Annotated in this window: 17 protein-coding genes; 16 read left to right on the top strand and 1 reads right to left on the bottom strand. The window is 64.6% G+C overall.

The window, feature by feature from the left end; translation table 11 throughout:
* Position 1 precedes the first annotated feature (1 nt).
* The 8 genes from E6B08_RS17040 (at position 2) to E6B08_RS17005 (ending at position 8,010) form a co-directional block, all read left to right on the top strand.
* Positions 2 to 931, top strand: coding sequence for a 3-keto-5-aminohexanoate cleavage protein (locus E6B08_RS17040; protein WP_136915125.1), 930 nt, complete (start codon positions 2 to 4; stop codon positions 929 to 931).
* 20 nt (positions 932 to 951) lie between these two features.
* The gene (locus E6B08_RS17035) at positions 952 to 2,373 is read left to right on the top strand and encodes an aminobutyraldehyde dehydrogenase (protein WP_136915124.1); all 1,422 of its coding nucleotides are present in this window, start codon (positions 952 to 954) and stop codon (positions 2,371 to 2,373) included.
* Between the two features lie 6 nt (positions 2,374 to 2,379).
* Positions 2,380 to 3,129, top strand: coding sequence for an SDR family NAD(P)-dependent oxidoreductase (locus E6B08_RS17030; RefSeq protein ID WP_136915123.1), 750 nt, complete (start codon positions 2,380 to 2,382; stop codon positions 3,127 to 3,129).
* Positions 3,129 to 4,061 (top strand): 3-hydroxyacyl-CoA dehydrogenase NAD-binding domain-containing protein, encoded by a 933-nt coding sequence (locus E6B08_RS17025; protein ID WP_136915122.1) that lies wholly within the window; start codon positions 3,129 to 3,131, stop codon positions 4,059 to 4,061. Before E6B08_RS17030 ends, E6B08_RS17025 begins: the two co-directional genes overlap by 1 nt.
* A 58-nt stretch (positions 4,062 to 4,119) precedes the next feature.
* Complete coding sequence (locus E6B08_RS17020) at positions 4,120 to 5,073, top strand: PDR/VanB family oxidoreductase (RefSeq protein ID WP_136915121.1); 954 nt, start codon at positions 4,120 to 4,122, stop codon at positions 5,071 to 5,073.
* A 26-nt stretch (positions 5,074 to 5,099) separates the two neighbouring features.
* Positions 5,100 to 5,573, top strand: a complete 474-nt coding sequence (locus tag E6B08_RS17015; protein WP_136915120.1) for a thioesterase family protein — start codon at positions 5,100 to 5,102, stop codon at positions 5,571 to 5,573.
* Between the two features lie 98 nt (positions 5,574 to 5,671).
* Entirely contained in the window at positions 5,672 to 6,634 is a 963-nt protein-coding gene (choX, locus tag E6B08_RS17010) for a choline ABC transporter substrate-binding protein (protein WP_136915119.1), read from the top strand.
* Positions 6,631 to 8,010, top strand: a complete 1,380-nt coding sequence (locus E6B08_RS17005) for a purine-cytosine permease family protein (RefSeq protein ID WP_136915118.1) — start codon at positions 6,631 to 6,633, stop codon at positions 8,008 to 8,010. The genes choX and E6B08_RS17005 overlap by 4 nt, the downstream gene beginning before the upstream one ends.
* Before the next feature lie 20 nt (positions 8,011 to 8,030).
* On the opposite strand, the gene E6B08_RS17000 is transcribed toward E6B08_RS17005, so the two are convergent.
* Positions 8,031 to 8,936 carry a LysR family transcriptional regulator gene (locus tag E6B08_RS17000; protein WP_136915117.1) on the bottom strand — a complete coding sequence of 302 codons (906 nt, stop codon included), beginning with the start codon at positions 8,934 to 8,936 and terminating at the stop codon, positions 8,031 to 8,033.
* Positions 8,937 to 9,057: 121 nt separating this feature from the next.
* Between E6B08_RS17000 and salA the strand changes: the two genes are divergently transcribed.
* From salA to E6B08_RS16960, 8 genes are all read left to right on the top strand, one after another.
* Entirely contained in the window at positions 9,058 to 10,374 is a 1,317-nt protein-coding gene (gene salA / locus E6B08_RS16995; protein WP_136915116.1) for a salicylate 1-monooxygenase, read from the top strand.
* A 138-nt stretch (positions 10,375 to 10,512) separates the two neighbouring features.
* Positions 10,513 to 11,415, top strand: coding sequence for a TauD/TfdA dioxygenase family protein (locus E6B08_RS16990; RefSeq protein WP_136915115.1), 903 nt, complete (start codon positions 10,513 to 10,515; stop codon positions 11,413 to 11,415).
* A gap of 34 nt (positions 11,416 to 11,449) precedes the next feature.
* Positions 11,450 to 12,562 carry an ABC transporter substrate-binding protein gene (locus tag E6B08_RS16985; RefSeq protein WP_136915114.1) on the top strand — a complete coding sequence of 371 codons (1,113 nt, stop codon included), beginning with the start codon at positions 11,450 to 11,452 and terminating at the stop codon, positions 12,560 to 12,562.
* Positions 12,563 to 12,566: 4 nt separating this feature from the next.
* Positions 12,567 to 13,472 carry an ABC transporter permease gene (locus E6B08_RS16980; protein ID WP_136915113.1) on the top strand — a complete coding sequence of 302 codons (906 nt, stop codon included), beginning with the start codon at positions 12,567 to 12,569 and terminating at the stop codon, positions 13,470 to 13,472.
* Positions 13,469 to 14,257, top strand: coding sequence for an ABC transporter permease (locus E6B08_RS16975; protein ID WP_136915112.1), 789 nt, complete (start codon positions 13,469 to 13,471; stop codon positions 14,255 to 14,257). Before E6B08_RS16980 ends, E6B08_RS16975 begins: the two co-directional genes overlap by 4 nt.
* A 25-nt stretch (positions 14,258 to 14,282) precedes the next feature.
* A complete protein-coding gene (locus tag E6B08_RS16970; protein ID WP_136915111.1) occupies positions 14,283 to 15,047 on the top strand; it encodes an ABC transporter ATP-binding protein in 765 nt (254 codons plus the stop codon).
* Positions 15,048 to 15,080: 33 nt separating this feature from the next.
* Complete coding sequence (locus E6B08_RS16965; protein WP_136915110.1) at positions 15,081 to 16,412, top strand: LLM class flavin-dependent oxidoreductase; 1,332 nt, start codon at positions 15,081 to 15,083, stop codon at positions 16,410 to 16,412.
* A 41-nt stretch (positions 16,413 to 16,453) separates the two neighbouring features.
* Positions 16,454 to 16,882 (top strand): Lrp/AsnC family transcriptional regulator, encoded by a 429-nt coding sequence (locus E6B08_RS16960; protein ID WP_136917424.1) that lies wholly within the window; start codon positions 16,454 to 16,456, stop codon positions 16,880 to 16,882.
* Positions 16,883 to 16,904 lie beyond the last annotated feature (22 nt).

The raw sequence follows: 16,904 nt of genomic DNA, 5'->3' as shown, positions 1-16,904 counted from the left end.
CATGCCCAAGTCCGTGATCATCACCTGCGCCACCACCGGTGGCGTGCACACCCCGACGATGTCGGAATACCTGCCGATCACCCCGCAGGAAATCGCCGATTCCTCCATCGAGGCGGCCCAGGCGGGGGCCTCGATCATCCACCTGCATGCGCGCAACCCGCAAACCGGCAAGCCCGACCCACGCCCGGAACTGTTCCAGGACTTCATGGGGCAGATCCACCGCCAGAGCGACGCGGTGCTCAACGTGTCCACCGGTGGCGGCCTGGGCATGACCCGCGAGGAGCGCCTGCGCGCGGCCCTGGCGGTGAGCCCGGAAATGGCCTCGCTGAACGTTGGCTCGATGAACTTCGGCATCTTCCCGATGAAGGCCAAGTACAGCAACTGGAAGCACGACTGGGAGCCGGCCTTCCTCGACAGCACCCGCGACTTCATTTTCCGCAACACCTTCGCCGACATCGAATACATCGTCAAAGAACTGGGCGAGGGGCACGGTACCCGTTTCGAGTTCGAATGCTACGACCTGGGCCACCTGTACAACCTGGCCTGGGTGATCGACCAGGGCTGGGTCAAGCCGCCGTTCCTGATCCAGATCGTCTTTGGCGTGCTGGGCGGGGTGGGCGCCGACCTGGACAACCTGATGCACATGCACACGGTGGCGCAGAAGCTGTTCGGCAAGGACTACGAATGGTCGGTGCTGGCTGCCGGCAAGCACCAGATGAGCTTCGCCACCCAGGCCGCGATGCTTGGCGGCAACGTCCGGGTCGGGCTCGAGGACAGTCTGTTCATTGGCGCCGGCGAAAAGGCCAGGAGCAATGCCGAGCAGGTGCTGAAGATTCGTTCGATCGTCGAGAACCTCGGCCTCAAGGTGGCGACGCCGGAGCAAGCGCGTGCACGCCTGGGCCTGAAGGGGCGCGACAAGATCACCCTGTGATCGCCATTGGGGAGACACCCATGCATACCAAGATGTTGATCGACGGCGAGCTCGTCGAAGGCGCTGCCGCGCCCTTGCAGGTCATCGATCCGGCCACTGGCGAGGCGATCGTCGGCGTTCGTCAGGCCGACGACGCCCAGCTCGATTGCGCTGTGCGCAGTGCCCGGCAAGCGTTCGAAACCTATGGGAAAACCACCCCGGCGCAGCGTGCCGGGCTGCTGACGGACATCGCTGGCGTGGTCGAGGCGCATGCCGAGGAATTGGCCGCGCTGGAGAGTCAGAACGTCGGCAAACCCTGGCCCTCGGCGCTCGACGACGAGATGCCGCTGACCCTCGACACGTTCCGCTTCTTCGCAGGCGCCGCGCGAACCCTGGGTGGCGTGGCGGCGGGGGAGTACGTGGCTGGGCACACCAGCCTGATTCGCCGTGACCCGATTGGCCCGGTGGCGGCCATCGCGCCCTGGAACTACCCGTTGATGATGGCTGCCTGGAAGCTGGCGGCGCCGCTCGCCGCCGGTTGCAGCGTGGTGCTCAAACCCTCTGAGGTGACGCCGCTGTCGACCCTGCGCCTGGCCCAACTGCTGGCCGACGTGGTGCCTCGGGGCGTGATCAATATCGTCCACGGCAGCGGCGCCTCGACTGGCGACCGGCTCATCAACGCCGAGGGCATCGAGGCGGTGAGCATCACCGGCTCTCCCGCCACCGGCAGCGCTGCCATGCGCGCCGCCGCGCAGCAGATGCGCCAGGTGCACGTGGAACTGGGCGGCAAGGCGCCGGTGATCGTCTTCGACGACGCCGACATCGACAAGCTCATCGCCACCTTGCGCGCCACGGCCTTTTTCAACGCCGGTCAGGACTGCGCGCAGCCATGCCGGCTGTTGGTCGCCAGCAAGGTCTATGACCGCGTGGTGAGCGAGCTGGCGCAAGCGGCGGCCTCGATCCGGCTGGGCGCGCCGCGGGCTGTCGGCACCGAGATGGGCCCATTGGTCACCGAGCAGCACCGCCAGCGCGTGGCCGGCTTCGTCGACCGCGCCAGGGCCTGCGCAGAAGTGGTGAGCGGGGGGCGGATCGAGCCCGGTGGTGGCTTCTTCTACAGCCCCACGGTGGTCGCCGACGTCGACCATTGCGCCGAAATCGCCACCCAGGAACTGTTCGGGCCGGTGGTCACGGTGTCGCGTTTCACCGACGACCAGGATCCGATCGCTCTCGCCAACGCTACCCGCTACGGCCTGGCTTCATCGCTGTGGACCCGCGACAGCGGCCGGGCGATGGCCGCGAGCAGCCGGCTGCGCTACGGCTTCACCTGGGTCAACACCCATGGCGTGGCCACCCCGGAAATGCCGTGGGCGGCGATGAAAGGTTCGGGCCACGGTTGCGATATGTCGGTGTTCGCGCTCGATGCCTACACCAGTGTTCGCCACGTCATGCTGGCCCATGGGTGATCGACGATGAACAGACCCGTAGTGATCGTGACCGGCGGCAGCCGGGGGATTGGCCGGGCCATCGTCGACCTCTTCGTCGCCCAGGGCAGCCAGGTGCTGACCTGTGGCCGGGGCGCGAGGCCGGATGACCTCGACCCTGCGGTCGAGTGGGTCCAGGCGGACGTGTCGCGGGCTGCGGATGCGCGGCTTGTGCTGCAGCGTGCCGAGCAGCGTTTCGGCAGGGTCGAGGTGCTGGTCAACAACGCTGGCGTGCAGCTGGAAAAGACCGTGCTCGAAACCACCGACGACGATTGGGACGAAGTGATGGGTATCAATGCCCGTGGCACCTTCAACCTGTGCCGCGCGGCGCTGCCGGGGATGCTCGAAGGCGGCGGCGTGATCGTCAACGTGGGTTCGATCTCCGGGCTGGCTGCCGACCCATCGATGGCCGTGTACAACGCCTCGAAAGCCTTCGTGCATGGGCTAACCCGCTCGATTGCCGTGGACCATGGGCCGCAGGTGCGCTGCAACGCGGTCAGCCCCGGCTGGATCATGACCGCCATGGCCGAGGACGGTTTCGCCATGGCCGCCGACCCGACCAAGGCCAAGCATGACGCCCTGGCCAGGCACCCCGTGGGACGCTTCGGCCAACCCCAGGACATTGCCGAGACCGTGGCCTGGCTGGCCTCAGACGCGGCGCGTTTCATCACCGGGCAGTGCATCGTCGTCGATGGCGGCCTGACCTGCGCATCCCCCTTACAACCGAGGTTCTTCTGATGAGTGAATTCGAAAATGTTGCAGTGATCGGCGCCGGGGTCATCGGCGCCAGCTGGGCCGCGTTGTTCCTGGCATCGGGGCGCAATGTGGCGGTCCATGACCCTTCGCCGACGATGGAAGCCGATGTGCGGGCGTACATCGACAATGCCTGGCCGACGTTGCGCGAACTGGGCCTGGCCGAAGGCGAACCGGGCGAGTTGAGCTTCCATGCCGATGTGGCCAGTGCCGTGCGCCAGGCCGACTTCGTACAGGAAAGCGTGCCGGAGCGGATCGCCATCAAGCATGAGCTGTTCGCCGAGCTCGAAGCGGCGCTCAAGCCCGGGGCGATCGTCGCCTCGTCCGCTTCGGGCCTGCGTCTGGGCGAGATGCAGGCGGGATGGCAGGACCCTTCGCATTTCATCCTCGGCCATCCGTTCAACCCGCCGCACCTGATCCCGCTGGTGGAAGTGATGGGCAACGACAGGACCGCCGCTGGCGTGGTCGAGCAGGCCGAGCGTTTCTATCAGTTGGTGGGGAAAGTGACCATCCGGGTCAATCGCGAGGTCAAGGGGCACGTGGCCAACCGCTTGCAGGCCGCGCTGTGGCGCGAGGCGATTCACCTGGTGAAAAGCGGCGTGGCCAGTGTCGAGGATGTCGACAAGGCGGTGTGGGCCGGGCCAGGGCTGCGCTGGGCAGCCATGGGGCCGACCCTGTTGTTCCACCTCGGCGGCGGTTCGCAAGGTTTGAGCTCGTTCTGCCAGAAGTACACCGAGAGTTTCCACGGCTGGTGGGACGACCTGGGCGACCCGCGTCTGGATCAGGAAACGGCCGCGCTGCTGGTCGAGGGCGTGCACCAGGAGGCCGGGGACGACAGCTGGAGCACCCTGGCTGGCAACCGCGACGCACTGATTACCCAGATGTTGAAGGCGACGGCCCCGCTGCGGCGCCGTTGAGTACGAGGCCCTGGGCGCGAGTTGCCCAGGGCCGGTTTGCCGTTGCGTGAGGTTTGCCATGCCTGATGATGTATTGACCTTGCAGGTCACCGACCTGATCACCGAAGCCAAGGGCGTCGTGCTGGTCGAGCTGCGCTCGCCCGATGCGAGGCCGCTGCCGCCGTTCACGCCGGGTGCGCACATCGAGCTGCATCTGCCCGGGGGTATCGTGCGCCAGTATTCGCTGTGCAACGATGCCCGCGAGCGGCATCGCTACTGCGTCGGGGTTGGCCTGTCGGCAGCCAGCCGGGGCGGCTCCCGGCACGTGCACCGGTCCCTGCGGGTGGGTGACATATTGCAGGTCGGCGCGCCGCGCAATCACTTCCCGTTGCAAGAGGATGCGCCGGGCTTCGTGTTCTTCGCCGGTGGCATCGGCATCACGCCCGTGTGGTCGATGATCCAGTGGTGCGAGGCCAACCGTCGGCCCTGGCACCTGCATTACCTGGTGCGCAGCCGCCAGCGCGCGGCCTTTCTCGAAGAACTGAGCGCTTTTGCCGACAACGTTACCCTGCATGCCGACGACGAGGCGGGCGGCTTGTTCGACGTACCCGCGGCCGTCGCTCGTCAACCGGCCAACGTGCATTTCTACACCTGCGGCCCGACGCCGTTGATGTTGGCCGTGGAAGCGGCGGCGAAAAGCTATGCCGAGGAGCAGGTGCACTTCGAATGGTTCACGCCCAAGGCACCGATCCACGACACCGGCGACAGGCCGTTCAGCATCGAGCTGGCGCGCAGTGGTAGAACCTTCGAGGTGCCGGCGGACCAGACCATTCTCCAGGTGCTCGAGGCCAATGGCCTGCGAGTGGACAGTTCGTGCCGCGAAGGGACCTGCGCTTCATGCGAAACCTGCGTGCTGGACGGTACGCCGGACCACCGCGACAGCGTGCTGACGGCGGCCGAGCGCAAGAACAACGACGTGATGATGATCTGCGTGTCCCGCGCATTGTCCGCCACCCTCGTGCTCGATCTCTGACCCAAGACTTCTGGAAGGACCTGCTTGTGAACAATCTGCTGCTCATCCACCAAGCCAGCATCGTAGAGGACTGGATCGACTACAACGGCCACCTGCGCGACGCCTTCTACTTCCTGCTGTTCAGCCACGCCACCGATGCACTGATGGATCACCTCGGCCTGGACAGCGATGGCCGCGCCGCATACGGCCACACGCTGTACACCTTGGAGGCGCACATCAACTACCTGAGCGAGACCAAGTTGGGCGAGCGAGTCCAGGTGTACACCCAACTGGTCGACCACGACAGCAAACGGCTGCACATCGTCCATCACCTGTACCGCCCCGGGGATGCGCAACTGCTGGCAGTGAGCGAGCAGATGCTGATGAACATCTCGACCGAGAGCGGGCGTGCGGCGAAATTCGCCAGCGCCGTCGAGGCCAGGGTCGGCCAGCTGTTCGCCGAGCACAAGGGCTTGCCGCGCCCGGGTTATTGCGGCCGTGTCATCGGGATTCGTCGTTAGCCAGGACGCTGTAGCTGCACCCACAACAAGACCGCTTCGCCTCTGTAAAAACAACAAACTGCCGCTTCCCATAGCTGCCACAGAGAGGACCTTGCGTCATGAAAATTGCACGTTGCGTCACGCTGTGTACCGCCCTGGCTCTGTCGCTCGACGCCGTTGCCGGGGAACCGGCCCAATGTCGACTGGTGCGCATGTCCGACCCCGGCTGGACCGATATCCAGACCACCACCGCGATCGCCACCACGCTGCTGAAAAGCCTCGGCTACCAGACCAAGTCCACCCTGGTCGGCGTACCGCTGACCTTCAAGGCTTTGTCCGAAGGCCGCAGCATGGACGTGTTCCTCGGCACCTGGTTGCCGACCATGGAACCGGACCTCAAGCCCTACCGCGACGCCGGCAGCATCGACATCGTGCGGGTCAACCTCAAGCACGCCAAGTACACCCTGGCGGTGCCGCAGAACCTGTGGGACCAAGGGCTCAAGGACTTCGCCGACATCGCCCGCTTCAAGGATGCCCTGGGCGGCAAGATCTACGGCCTGGAACCGGGGGATGGCGGCAACAACGCGGTACTCAAGGCTATCGGCGACAACGCTTTCGGCCTCAAGGATGCCGGATTCTCGGTGGGGGCCTCGAGCGAGTCGGGCATGCTGGCCCAAGTGGAACGGGCGCAGCGGCGCAACCAGGCGATCGTCTACTTGGGTTGGGAACCGCATCCGATGAATACGCGCTTCGACATGCAGTTCCTCACCGGCGGCGACGCCTATTTCGGCCCCGACTTCGGTGACGCGACGGTCTATACCAGCACCCGCAAGGGCTATGTCGACGAGTGCCCGAACGTGGGCCAGTTGCTGAAGAACCTCAGCTTCACCCTGGACATGGAAAACCACATCATGGGCGCCATCCTCTACCAGAAAATGGAGCCAGAGGCGGCGGCCAGGGCCTGGCTGAAACAGCATCCCGATGTACTCGACGCCTGGCTGGAGGGTGTGACCACGTGGGACGGCCAGCCGGGCCTGGCGAAGGTCAGGGCCGAGGTAGCGACGGAGGTGGCACAGCAATGAAAGTCGAGACACGCAGCATTGAGTTCGTGCCTCACAGCGAGCGCTATGGCAGGCCGCGCCGGCTATTCACCGTGTGGTTCAGCTCCAACTTGCAAGTGACTGCGCTGATGATCGGCACCTTGGGCGTCGCAGCCGGGCTGAGCCTGCTGTGGACATTGCTGGGGTTGGTCATCGGCGCGCTGGTCGGCACGGTGTTCATGGCCGCGCATTCTGCCCAGGGGCCGCACCTTGGCGTGCCGCAGATGATCCAGAGCCGCGCCCAGTTCGGCGTCTTCGGTGCCGCCATCCCGCTGCTGGTGATGGTCACGGCCGCGGTATTGTTCATGGCCGCCAGCGGCGTGTTGATGCGCGACACGCTCAAGACGCTGCTGCCGGTCAGCGACAACCAGGCGATCGTGATGATCGGTGCCGCGACGTTCCTGATCGGCGTCGTCGGCTACGAGCTGATCCACCGCATGGGCGCCTGGATGACGCTGCTGTCGACCTTGGTATTCGGCACCGCGCTGGTACTGATCCTGGTCCGCGCCCGGTCGTTGGGCAGCCTGCAGTTCAGCGCAGGTGGCTTTTCGATGCCGGTGTTCAACCTGGTGATCGCCCAGGCGGCGTCGTGGACATTGGGGTATGGGCCGTACGTGGCGGATTACTCGCGCTACCTGCCAGCCGACGTGCGCACCCGTGATACCTTCTGGACTACCTACTTCGGCTGTGCCCTGGGGTCGCTGGGCATGATGGCGCTGGGGGCGTTGCTGGCCGCGGTGCTGCCTGCGGCGTTGCACCTGGACCCGGGCGCTGCGATCGCCAGCCTGTTCGGCCCCTGGGCGAACACCGTGCTGGTGGTGATCGTGCTGGGCGTGGTGCAGTACAACGTGTTGTGCCTGTACAGCGCCTACATGTCCAGCACCACCATCTACAGCGGTTTCGCCACGCTGCGCCAGGTGCGGCCCGTGACCAAGGCGGCGGTGATGGCAGTGCTCTCGGTGCTGGCGTGCCTGATTGCCACGCGCACCCAGTATCACTTCGACACGTTCTTCGCCGATATCCTGATCGGGCAGCTCTACCTGCTCATTCCCTGGAGCGCGATCAACCTGGTGGACTACTACCTGGTGCAGCGGGGCGCTTACCACATCGCGGATCTCTACGATGCGCAGGGCCGATATGGACGCTGGAACGGCAAGACCATGTTGGTGTATGCGGTGTCGGTGATCGGCACGGTGCCGTTCATGCAGTTCTCGTTCTTCGAAGGCTACGTTGCACGGTTGATCGGCGCGGATGTCAGTTGGCTCGCTGGGCTGGCCTTGGCGGGAGTGCTGTATTTCATGGTCAAGGCGCCGCCAGCGCTGAGGCGTAGGGCGAGCCTGGCCAATGTCGAGGAGTAGGGCGATCGGAGCCCGTTGCCCTATTGATCGGAAAACAGATCGAACATCAATTGCCGCAGCCACCGATTGGCCGGATCCTTGTTGAACCGTGCATGCCAGAACAGGTTGATCTCGATGTTCGGCAGCTCCAACGGCGGCGGCAGGATGCACAGGCCGAAGGGGGCTTCGTAGCTGGTGGCGAAGCGCTCGGGCACCGTGGCCAGCAGGTCGGTCTGCTGCAGGATATGGCCTACTGCGACGAAGTGCGGCACTTCCAGGCGCACGTTACGCGCCACCCCGGCCTTGGCATAGAAGGTATCGACTTCACCATGGCCGGTGTTGGCTGCCACCACCCGGACATGGCCGTAGTTGCAGAACCGCTCCACCGTCAAGGGTTCGCGCGTGGCCGGGTGACCGGCTCGGCACAGGCAGACATAGCGGTGGTGGAACAGGCGGCGCTGGAAGAACCCGGCCTGCAGGTGCGGCAGCAGGCCGACGGCCAGGTCGATGGTGCCGTTCTGCAAGCCCTCGGCAAGCGTGTCGCTGGTGTTGCGCAGCGTGCTGATGGTGCAACCCGGGGCGCGTTCGGCCAGGGCATCCATCAGTTTGGGCATGAAGTAGATTTCGCCGATGTCGGTCATCGCCATGGTGAAGCGCCGGGTGCAGGTTGCCGGGTCGAAAGTGTCCTGGCGGGCGAGGGCGTCGCGCAGGGTCTGGATGGCCATCGTCACCGGCTCCGCCAGTTGCAGGGCGTAAGGCGTGGGCTCCATGCCCTGGTAGGTGCGCACGAACAACTCGTCCTGCAGTGCCGTGCGCAAGCGCTTGAGCGCGTTGCTCATGGCCGGCTGGGTCAGCCCCAGGTGCTCGGCGGCGGTGGATACCTTGCGGTCGATCAGCAGTTGGTTGAAGACCAGCAGCAGGTTCAGATCCAGGTCGCGCAGTTCCATGGCAGCTCGGTAATATTCACAGTGGTGATGTGATCTATAGGCTACACGATATTTATCAATGTCCGCGCAGGGGTAATCATCCGGGCACACCAATAACAATCAGCCCACAGGGTGCCTTGCCATGCATGAATCTTCTGCTCGTCTGAACGTCTCCATCGTCGGTGGTGGTATCGCTGGAGTCGCCCTGGCACTCGACCTGTGCCGCCATGCCCATTTGAACGTGCAATTGTTCGAAGCCGCCGCGGCCTTCGGCGAAGTCGGCGCTGGGGTGTCGTTCGGTGCCAATGCCGTGCGCGCCATTGCCGGCCTCGGCATCGCCGAGCCCTATCGCAACATCGCCGACAGTACCCCGGCGCCCTGGCAGGACATCTGGTTCGAATGGCGCACGGGCGAGGATGCCCAGTACCTGGGCAGCAGCGTAGCCAAGGGGGTCGGGCAATCGTCAGTGCATCGCGCCGACTTTCTCGATGCGCTGGCCCGCCAACTGCCGGCGGGCGTCGCCCGGTTCGGCAAGCGTGCGCAACGGGTCGAGCAGGCCGGTGAGCAGGTGCAGGTGACTTTCACCGATGGCACCGAGCATCACTGCGATCTGCTGATCGGCGCCGATGGCATCAAGTCATCGATTCGCGACCATGTCTTGCAGGGACTGAACCAACCCCTGGCAGCGCCACGCTTCAGCGGTACCTGTGCCTACCGCGGGCTGATCGACAGCCAGCAGTTGCGCCAGGCCTACCGCGACCGCGGCCTGGACGAACACCTGATCGACGTGCCGCAGATGTACCTGGGGCTGGACGGTCATATCCTCACATTCCCGGTCAAGCAGGGCCGACTGATCAATGTGGTCGCGTTCATCACCGATCGCAGCCGGCCCGACCCGGTCTGGCCCAGCGACACACCTTGGGTGCGCCAGGCGACCCAGGCGCAGATGCTCGCGGCCTTCACTGGCTGGGATGTCGCCGCGCAAGTATTGCTGGAAAATATTCCCAACCCTTCGCTGTGGGCGCTGCATGACCTGGCTGAATTGCCCGGCTACGCCCATGGCCGGGTCGGCCTGATCGGTGACGCCGCTCATGCCATGCTGCCGCACCAGGGCGCCGGTGCCGGGCAGGGGCTGGAGGATGCCTGGCTGCTGGCTCGCTTGCTGGTCGACCCGAACGTGCTCGGCAAGCGCCCTGAGGCTGTGCTGTTGGCCTATGACGCCGTACGCCGACCCCGCGCCTGCCAGGTGCAGCGAACCTCCTTCGAGGCCGGCGAACTCTACGAGTTGCGCGACCCCGTGGTGCGGGGCGACAGAGCGGCGCTGGGCAAAGTGCTCGCCGAGCGTTTCGACTGGCTGTGGAACCACGATCTGCACGAGGATCTGGTTCAGGCGCGTGAGTGGCTTGGATTGCAGTCGAGTGCATCTCTTGATGCTAATGGCAATATGATTCCTGCTTGAAGCGGTTATGAGCTAATAGCGATTTACCGTAGAACGAAAGAGCCTGTCTTCTATCTTTATGACGATTGGTGATTGGTCACGGCTGATTTTATGTCTTTATGATCTGACCCAACATGACCAGAGACAGGGATCAGCTCGATGACAATTCACATAACACCGGTGGCGGGGCGTATTGGTGCGGAACTGTCCGGCGTAAAGTTGGGTGGCGACGTCAGTGAGGAAAACTTCTCCGTCATTCATCAGGCACTGTTGAAATATAAAGTCCTGTTTTTCCGCGACCAGCATCTGGACGACGCCGAACACGAGGCGTTCTCGCAGCGCTTCGGTGACCAGGTGCCCCATCCGACGCTACGCTCCGAGGCCAACAGCACCGCCATCCTGAACCTCGACGCCAAGGAAACCCGGGCCAATTCCTGGCACACCGACGTGACCTTCGTGGCCAACTATCCGAAGATATCCATCCTCCGTGGCGTGGTCATTCCACCCTATGGTGGCGATACGGTGTGGGCCAATACCGCTGCAGCTTATGCCGACTTGCCGGCACCGTTGAAACTGCTGGCGGATAATCTGCGCGCCTTGCATACCAATCTTTATGATTATGCCGCGCCCCATGCCTGCGCATTGAAGCGCTATCGCGAGCAGTTCACCGCCGATGTTTACGAAACCGAACATCCGCTGGTTCGTGTTCATCCAGAATCGGGTGAAAGAAGTTTGCTTCTTGGGCACTTCGTCAAACACATACAGGGTGTCAGCCAGAACGACTCCAAACAGTTGCTGCGATTGTTCCATGATCGCATCACCCACCTCGACAATACCGTGCGTTGGCGCTGGCAGGCTGGCGATGTAGTGATCTGGGACAACCGCGCCACCCAGCATGTCGCCATCAACGACTATGGCGATGCCCAGCGCATCGTGCGCCGCACCACCATCGACGGCGATGTGCCGGTGGGCGTGGATGGCCGCCCGAGCACGGCGCTCAAGCCCAGCCCCGACTCCCGCTCGCCAAAGACCGAAGCCGACAAGAAACACCTCGCTGCCTGACCCCGCCAATCGCATCGACACAAGGATGGCTCACATGAAGCTCAATGGCATTCGCCTGTTCAACAAAGGCAGCATCGCCGCGACCCTGGCCGCGCTCCTGGCAATTCCCGTGGCCGAGGCCGATGTGCTGCGTATTGGCGTCGCCACGGCTGGCGGTGGCGACCCGGTGACCTTCAGTGGCTCGCCGCTGGGCATCGTGCGCAACCAGCAATTGCTGGAAAAAGCCTTTGCCGGTAGCGGCACCGACGTGCAGTGGTTCTTCTTCAAGGGGGCGGGGCCGGCGGTCAACGAAGCGCTGTCCAACCAGCAACTGGACTTCGCCTACCAGGGCGACCTGCCGGCGGTGGTCGGGCGCTCCAACGGCCTGGACACCAAGCTGCTGGCGGCGGTGGGTGTGCGTGCCAACCTGTACCTGGCGGTACCCAAGGGCTCGCCGATCAAGCGCATCGAAGACCTCAAAGGCAAGAAGGTGGCGATCTTCCGGGGCACCAATGGCCATCTGGTGATGATCAACCTGCTGGCCGAGCATGGGCTGACCGAACGCGATATCAAGGCGATCAACCTCGATACCGGTAGCTCCCAGGCGGCGTTGATCTCCAACGGCGTCGATGCCGCGTTCGGTGGCCGCGAGCTGTTCAAGCTGCGCGACCAGGGCCTGATCGACATCGTCTACGACAACCCCGAGCAGAACGTGCGCTACACCCGGCAAACCGCCCTGGTGGTGCGCACGGCCTACGAAAAGGAACACCCGGACAACGTGCAGAAGGTCGTCGATACCCTGGTGGACGCGGCCAAGTGGACGTCCGAGGACAGCCACCGTGACGCCGTCTTCACCGAGTGGGCCAAGAGCAACGAGCCGGCCGAGTCGCTGCGCGCCGACTTTACCGGCGTGCCACTGCGCGACCGGGCCTCGCCGCTGGTCGATGAGTTCCTGGTCGGCCGTTACCAGGCGGTGGCCGAGCAGGCCAAGCAAGAGAAGCTCATCCGCCGCCCGGTAAGCATCGACGGCTGGTTCGACACCCGCTACCTGAACAAGGCGCTGGAGGCCAAGGGCCTGGAGCATTTCTGGACACCCTACGCCCCCGATGGCAAGCAACCGGCACGTGATGCGGTAGCGGCCACCGGCACCGCCAAGCAGGGAGGCTAGACCCATGGCCAGGGCACAGAGCGCTCGCGTCGAGCACTATCCCGCGCCGGCCTTGCCGCGCGATAACGTCAAACGCCTGCCTCCGGCAGCGGCCCGCTCGGTGCGCAAGGTCGAGGTGGCCAAGCCGTCGCCGTGGTCGTTCAGGCCCGCTGACAAGGCCTTGCCCTGGCTCTTGCCGCTGCTGTTGCTTGGCCTTTGGTACCTGGGCGTGGAACGCGGATGGCTGTCGGAACAGGTGCTGCCACCGCCGGCGTACGTCTACGAGTCGTTCGCCGACCTGGCCAGCAGTGGCGATCTGTGGTTGAACGCCTCGGCCAGCCTGCAGCGGGTGGTGGTCGGTTTTGCCCTTGGCAGCTTGTTGGGCCTGGCCCTGGGCGTGGCCATGGGCTTGTCACGCACCCTCGAGGATTACCTGCTCCCGACCTTCAACGCGCTGGTGCAGATTCCGGTGCTGGGCTGGCTACCGTTCGCCTTGCTGTTGTTCGGCATCGGCGAGACGCTCAAGTACGTGCTGATCGCCAAGGCCGCTTTGGTGCCGATCACGCTGTGCACGTTGCAGGCGTTCCGCCAGGCGCCGAGGAACCTGCTGGAAGTCGGTCAGGTGTATGGCTTCAGCCGTTGGCAGAGCATCACCGCGATCGTGCTGCCGGCAGCGATCCCGACCCTCTTCACCGGTTTTCGCCTGGGCTTCACCAAAGCCTGGTTGTCGCTGGTGGTGGTGGAACTGGTGGCCTCTAGTGAGGGGTTGGGCTACCTGATCGTCTATGGCCGGCAACTGTTCCAGCTGGATCTGGTGATGGCCGCGGTGGTGGTGGTCGGCGCACTGGGCCTGCTGTTCGACCGTGCCTTCGACTATGCCGAGAAACGCCTCGACCGGGGCCGGCCACGTCTGGGAGGGCAGAGCGCATGAGTACGACGCTCGTTGCGCAGCAACCTGCGCGTCGCCGCTATCGCGGTTGGGTCCTGCCAGTGGCGGCGATCGCCCTCTGGTGGCTGGCATCGCACCAAGGCTGGAGCCAGTCGGGGCTGTTCGTCTCGCCGGAAAAGGTAGTGGCCACGGCCTGGGAGCAGATCGCTTCGGGCAAGTTCTGGCGGGCGATCTCGGCGAGCCTTGCGCGCAACCTCAGCGGCTTCGTCATTGGCACCGCGCTGGGGCTGGTGCTGGGTTGCCTGCTGGGCCTGTCGCGCTATTTCGAGCGCTTGGTCGGCCCGAGCTTCAACACCTTCAAGCAGATTTCGCTGTTCGCCTGGATCCCGCTGATATCGGTGTGGTTCGGCCTGGGAGACGTGGCCAAGGTGGTGTTCCTGTCGCTGGCGGCGCTGGTGCCGGTGGTGGTCAATACCTGCGACGGCCTGCGCAACGTGCCGCCGAGCCTGCTCGAGGTCGCCCGGGTGTATGGCTTCAGCCGCTGGCAGACCATCGTCTCGGTGATGTTGCCGGCAGCCTTGCCGTCGATCTTCACCGGCCTGTACCTGGCGCTGGTGTATTCCTGGCTGGCGACCATCGGCGCGGAATACCTGCTGGTGTCGGGGGAGGGCATCGGTAACACGCTGATCGATGGCAGCGAGCATTTCATGATGGACCTGGTGCTGTTCGGCATGCTGGTCATCGGCCTGGTGGGCTGGGCGCTGAACGCGCTGGCCCGGACGCTCGAACGACGGCTGCAGCGCCTGTATGGCATCACGTCACGTTGATCGGCATTTTCACAAGGATCGCAGCATGCACAACAACGGCCTCATCCTGGAGCACATCAGCAAGCGCTTTGCTTCCCGACCGGGCAGCGCCACGCATTTGCAGGTGCTCGACAACGTCCATCTCGACATCGCCCCCGGCGAGTTCATCAGCATCGTCGGTGCCAGCGGCTGCGGCAAGTCCACCTTGCTGCGCCTGATCCTGGGCCTGGACGAGGAATACGACGGGCGCATCCTGCTCGATGGCAAGCCCATCCAGGGCACGGGCCTGGAGCGTGGCATCGTGTTCCAGGACCATCGCCTGTTCCCCTGGCTGAACGTCGAGCAGAACGTCGCCGTGGGCTTGAAGAACTCTGCACTGAGCGCCGCGCAGAAGCGCGAGACGGTACGCGAGCATATCGAGCTGGTGGGCTTGCAGGACTTCATCGACGCCTACCCGCACCAGATTTCCGGTGGCATGGCGCAGCGCGTGGCGATCGCCCGCGGCCTGGTCAACCGCCCACGGGTGCTGTTGCTGGACGAGCCGCTGGGCGCGCTCGACGCCTTGACCCGCGCGCGTTTGCAGGGCGAGCTGCAGGACATCTGGGCGCGGGAAAAGATCACCATGATCCTGGTCACCCACGATGTCGACGAGGCAGTGTTCCTCGGTGACCGGGTGGTGGTCATGCAGCCCAACCCGGGGCGTATCCGGCGCGTGCTGGACATCGACCTGCCACGCCCGCGCAACCGCAGCGACAGCCACTTCATCGCCTTGCGCGACGATGTGCTCAGCGACTTCGCCGAGCTGCACTGAGGCCCGTCAATCCACATTTTTCAGGGAACGGAAATGTCCGAACGCCAGCTCAGCCTCAACCTGTTCATCTATCCCAACGGCCACCACGAAGCCGCCTGGCGGCACCCGCAGTCGGTGCCGGAAGCGTCCATGGACATTGGCTTCTATCAACAACTGGCGTTGCGCGCCGAACGCGAGAAGCTCGATGCGATCTTCTTCGCCGACTCGCCGTCGCTGGCCGAGAACGACCGCGAAGGCCTGCGCATCCGCTTCGAGCCGATCACCTGGCTGGCCGCCATCGCTGCGGTCACCCAGCGCATCGGCCTGATCGCCACGGCCAGCACCACCTACAGCGAGCCTTACAACCTGGCGCGTTCGTTCAGCGCCCTCGACCATCTGAGCAAGGGCCGTGCCGGCTGGAACATCGTGACCACGTCGCTGGCTGCCGCCGCTGCCAACTTCGGCCTGGACCAGCATCCCTGCGCCCATGACCGCTACGCCCGCGCCGAGGAGTTCGTGCAGGTGGTGGGTGATCTGTGGGACAGCTGGGAGGACGATGCACTGGTACTGGACAAGGCCGGCGGCGTGTTCGCCAATGGCGACAAGGTGCACCCGATCAACCATGTGGGCACGCATTACCGGGTCAAGGGCCCGTTCAATTCGCCACGCTCGCCCCAGGGCCGGCCCGTGCAGGTGCAGGCGGGCTCTTCGGAGGATGGCCGGGACTTCGCTTCGCGGCACGCCGAGGCGATTTTCACCGCCCATCAGACCTTGCACAGTGCCAGCGAATTCGCCAGGGACATCCGCGCCCGAGCCCGTTCGGCGGGCCGCGATCCACGTCAGTTGAAGATACTCCCGGGCATCAGCCCCTACATCGGCAGCACCGAGGCCGAAGCCCAGCGCAAGTTCGACGAGCTCAACGAACTGGTGCTGCCGCATGTGTCGCTCGGCCAATTGCGGCGCATGTTAGGGACCGATCTTTCGGGGCAGGACCTGGATGCACCGTTCCCACGGCACCTGGTCGACTTCCAGGGCAGCCAGAGCCAATCGAGCCGGTTCAAGTTGATCATCGATATCGTTGACCGCGAGCAGCCGACGTTGCGCCAGTTGATCCATCGACTGGCGGGCGCGCGTGGGCATTGGGTGCCGGTGGGCACACCGGTGCAGATCGCCGACCTGATCGAGCAGTGGTTCCGGGCAGGGGCGGCAGATGGGTTCAACGTGATGCCGCCGGCGTTTCCCGACAGCTTCGAGGTGTTTCTCGATGAAGTGTTGCCGATCCTGCGCAAGCGCGGGTTGTTCCGCAGTGAGTATGCCGGGAGCACGTTGCGCGAGCACTATGGGCTGGAGCGGCCGGGGTCGCGGTTTGCACTGAAGTCTGCTTGATCGGTGCCGGCCTCTTCGCGGGCAAGCCCGCTCCCACAAGTATTTCATCATCCTCAAGATCGGAGCGATTGCAGAACCAGGAACTGGCCAAATTGGTGGGGTTGTCCGCCTCGCCGTGCCTGCGGCGGGTGCGTCTGCTGGAGGATGCCGGGGTAATCGAGCGTTATGTCGCGCTGGTGGACCCGGCCAAGGTCGCCCTGGGGCTTACCCTGTTCGTGCGGGTCTGGCTCAAGCGCCAGGACCAGGAAACCACTGACCTCTTCGTCGAAGCCGTGCGCCTGTTGCCCGAGGTGGTGGAATGCCATGTGATGGCCGGAGACTGCGACTTGCTGTTGCGGGTGGTGGCAGCGGACCTGGACGCCTATCGCCGCTTTCAGGTCGAGCACCTGACCAGCCTCAGCGTGGTGCAGAACGTCAAGACCGAGGTGCCGATGGAGAAGATCAAGCTGACTACCGAGCTGCCGGTGTAGCGAACAATCGCGCCACCGCCAG

The sequence above is a fragment of the Pseudomonas putida genome, from assembly GCF_005080685.1.
GTDB lineage: Bacteria > Pseudomonadota > Gammaproteobacteria > Pseudomonadales > Pseudomonadaceae > Aquipseudomonas > Aquipseudomonas putida_V.
Note: the sequence above shows the minus strand (reverse complement) of the source record. Positions and strands in the feature narration are given on the sequence as shown.

What these genes read in the sequence shown, in the direction of transcription:
- E6B08_RS17020 (WP_136915121.1), top strand. Translation starts at nt 4,120, where the DNA reads ATGCCTGATGATGTATTGACCTTGCAGGTCACCGACCTGATCACCGAA.
- E6B08_RS17035 (WP_136915124.1), top strand. Translation starts at nt 952, where the DNA reads ATGCATACCAAGATGTTGATCGACGGCGAGCTCGTCGAAGGCGCTGCC.
- E6B08_RS16990 (WP_136915115.1), top strand. Translation starts at nt 10,513, where the DNA reads ATGACAATTCACATAACACCGGTGGCGGGGCGTATTGGTGCGGAACTG.
- E6B08_RS16980 (WP_136915113.1), top strand. Translation starts at nt 12,567, where the DNA reads ATGGCCAGGGCACAGAGCGCTCGCGTCGAGCACTATCCCGCGCCGGCC.
- E6B08_RS17040 (WP_136915125.1), top strand. Translation starts at nt 2, where the DNA reads ATGCCCAAGTCCGTGATCATCACCTGCGCCACCACCGGTGGCGTGCAC.
- E6B08_RS16965 (WP_136915110.1), top strand. Translation starts at nt 15,081, where the DNA reads ATGTCCGAACGCCAGCTCAGCCTCAACCTGTTCATCTATCCCAACGGC.
- E6B08_RS16985 (WP_136915114.1), top strand. Translation starts at nt 11,450, where the DNA reads ATGAAGCTCAATGGCATTCGCCTGTTCAACAAAGGCAGCATCGCCGCG.
- salA (WP_136915116.1), top strand. Translation starts at nt 9,058, where the DNA reads ATGCATGAATCTTCTGCTCGTCTGAACGTCTCCATCGTCGGTGGTGGT.
- E6B08_RS17005 (WP_136915118.1), top strand. Translation starts at nt 6,631, where the DNA reads ATGAAAGTCGAGACACGCAGCATTGAGTTCGTGCCTCACAGCGAGCGC.
- E6B08_RS17030 (WP_136915123.1), top strand. Translation starts at nt 2,380, where the DNA reads ATGAACAGACCCGTAGTGATCGTGACCGGCGGCAGCCGGGGGATTGGC.
- choX (WP_136915119.1), top strand. Translation starts at nt 5,672, where the DNA reads ATGAAAATTGCACGTTGCGTCACGCTGTGTACCGCCCTGGCTCTGTCG.
- E6B08_RS17025 (WP_136915122.1), top strand. Translation starts at nt 3,129, where the DNA reads ATGAGTGAATTCGAAAATGTTGCAGTGATCGGCGCCGGGGTCATCGGC.
- E6B08_RS16970 (WP_136915111.1), top strand. Translation starts at nt 14,283, where the DNA reads ATGCACAACAACGGCCTCATCCTGGAGCACATCAGCAAGCGCTTTGCT.
- E6B08_RS16975 (WP_136915112.1), top strand. Translation starts at nt 13,469, where the DNA reads ATGAGTACGACGCTCGTTGCGCAGCAACCTGCGCGTCGCCGCTATCGC.
- E6B08_RS17000 (WP_136915117.1), bottom strand. Translation starts at nt 8,936, where the DNA reads ATGGAACTGCGCGACCTGGATCTGAACCTGCTGCTGGTCTTCAACCAA.